Here is a 2,930-nt window from a genome sequence, read left to right on the forward strand (position 1 = left end):
GATTTTAGATGTCTTCAATTCCTGTTCCTGGCAAAGACCAGGAACTGTGCCAAACCAGGCCATAAACTCCATATTCATATTCCCATCAAAATGCCCGGAGGGAGATTAATTCATCCATCTGATGAAGGAGTTGTTGAAAAAAATACTCCTGGACACACAGGTGGGCGGCTTCTTATCAAAGGAGCACGCGAGCATAACCTCAAAAATATTACCATCGCAATCCCGCGTGATGAACTGGTGGTTATCACCGGTCTGTCAGGATCAGGAAAATCCACCCTTGCCTTTGACACGATATATGCTGAGGGACAGCGCAGGTATGTAGAATCCCTCTCCTCGTACGCAAGGCAGTTTCTCGGACTTATGAACAAGCCCGATGTGGACAGCATCGAAGGTCTTTCACCAGCAATATCTATCGAGCAGAAGTCAACAAGTAAAAATCCACGCTCAACCGTTGGAACGGTTACTGAGATCTATGATTATCTCCGTCTTCTGTATGCCCGTATAGGAATTGCATATTGCCCGGAACACAATCTCCCTATCATCGCACAATCACCTGAGAAGATAACAGAGAAGATAGAAGAGGAATTTTCAGGCATGATAACCATCCTGGCACCACTAGTCAGGAAGAAAAAGGGAACATATCAGCAACTCTTTAAAGACTTAAACAAGGAAGGGTTCGCAAGAGTCAGAGTCAACGGTGAAATATACCGGACAGAGGATGAGATTGTTCTCGAACGGTACAAGATGCATACCATCGACCTCGTAGTCGATCGTCTTGACTCATCAGATCATTCACGCATTGTTGAGGCTATAGAACAGGCAACAACAAGATCAGATGGCCTCGTGATCGTAGTAGGGGAAGAAGGAACTGATCATCTCTACTCTGCTAAGATGGCCTGCCCGATCTGTGGTCTGACCTTTGAGGAACTTCAGCCACGGATGTTCTCGTTTAACAGTCCATTTGGAGCCTGTCCTGAATGCAAGGGTCTTGGAATAAAAATGGACTTTGACTCAAGCCTGATTATTCCAGATAAGGAGAAGTCTATTGCAGAAGGGGCCATTGCTACATACCGTAATTTCCTGGATGGATACCGTTCCCAACTTGTCGGAGCAGTAGCCGAACATTTCGGCTTTACTGTCCATACCCCGATTAAAAACCTCACCCCTAAACAATTTGAAGTTCTGATGTCCGGTTCACCAGAACAGATCAACTTTCACATGAGTTACAAACAGGGGCAGGGAACATGGTCACACAAAGGTACCTGGGAAGGGCTGCTACCTCAGGCAGAGCGACTCTACCAACAGACGGAATCAGAGTATCGTAAACGTGAACTCGAAAAGTTCATGCGGATCAGCGAATGCCCGGTTTGTCACGGTAAGCGTCTGAAAGAGACTGTACTTGCCGTCAGGATAGCCGAACATTCGATCGTGGATGTAACCGATCTCTCGATTTCCTCATGTATCAGGTTTTTTGAAACTCTCCAGTTAACAGACAAAGAAAGGGAGATCGCCCAGCAGGTGCTGAAAGAGATCCAGTCACGTCTCATCTTTCTGCAGAGGGTAGGGCTCGGTTATCTCACCCTTTCCCGAACTGCCGGGAGTCTTTCTGGTGGTGAAGCACAGCGGATCAGGCTCGCAACCCAGATCGGTGCAAATCTCATGGGAGTGCTCTATGTTCTTGATGAACCATCTATTGGACTTCATCAACGTGATAATAATCGCCTAATTGAGACTCTCCGTCAGCTCCGTGATCTGGGTAATACCCTCATCGTAGTCGAGCACGATGAAGATACCATCAGGGCAGCAGACTGGGTTATTGACATGGGGCCAGGAGCGGGTACCCACGGTGGTGCAGTAGTCGCCGAAGGCACACCGGATGAGGTTGAAAAACATCCAGAATCGTTAACCGGTGCATACCTGTCAGGAAGAATGAAGATAGAGGTTCCGCAGAAACGCAGAACCAGTAAACGGTTTATCACTATCACCGGGTGTAGAGCGAATAACCTCAAAGGGGTATCAGTAAGAATTCCAATGGGCACACTCACCCTCGTATCAGGAGTTTCTGGATCAGGAAAATCCACCCTCATTTACGATACACTCTATCCTGCTCTTCAAAAGGCAGTATACAACTCCCGCGTTGATGTAGGTGCTCATGATGAACTCATCTTTGACGAAGAGGTCGACAAAGTAATTGTCATTGATCAATCACCAATAGGCCGGACACCTCGATCCAACCCGGCAACCTACACCAAAGTCTTTGATGAAATCAGGACTTTGTATGCAGAGACAAAAGAGGCAAAAGTCAGGGGATATAAGTCAGGACGTTTCTCATTCAATGTAAAAGGAGGACGCTGCGAAGCCTGCCAGGGAGACGGACTGATCAAGATAGAGATGAATTTCCTGCCAGACGTGTATATTGAATGCGAAGAATGTAAAGGGAAAAGATATAACAGAGAAACCCTTGAAGTAAAATATAAGGGAAAATCCATTGCAGATGCCCTCGCGATGAGCGTGGAAGAGGCGATGGAGGTCTTTGGAAATATCCCTAAGATCAGAAACAAACTCCAGACACTGCTAGATGTCGGTCTTGGATACATCAAACTTGGGCAGAGTGCGACAACGCTCTCCGGTGGTGAAGCTCAACGGATTAAACTGACACGTGAACTCTCAAAGCGAGCCACAGGGAAAACAGTATACCTTCTTGACGAGCCGACAACCGGGCTTCATTTCCATGATGTTCGAAAACTGATTACTGTCCTGGACGGACTTGTTGAAAAGGGAAATACGGTTATCGTTATTGAACATAATTTGGATGTCATTAAATCAGCCGATTATATCATTGATTTAGGACCTGAAGGAGGTGACGCCGGAGGTGAGATTATCGTATCAGGAACTCCTGAAGAGATTGCTCAAAATACAAAGAGTTATAC

General features: G+C 46.5%; 1 protein-coding gene. It reads left to right on the forward strand.

The window, feature by feature from the left end:
• Window positions 1-90: 90 nt before the first annotated feature.
• On the forward strand, window positions 91-2,930 hold a 2,840-nt coding region (gene uvrA / locus VN429_RS12225; RefSeq protein WP_325633730.1), incomplete at its 3' end, for an excinuclease ABC subunit UvrA.

This window comes from Methanospirillum sp., from assembly GCF_035560735.1.
In the GTDB taxonomy this organism is placed as follows: domain Archaea; phylum Halobacteriota; class Methanomicrobia; order Methanomicrobiales; family Methanospirillaceae; genus Methanospirillum.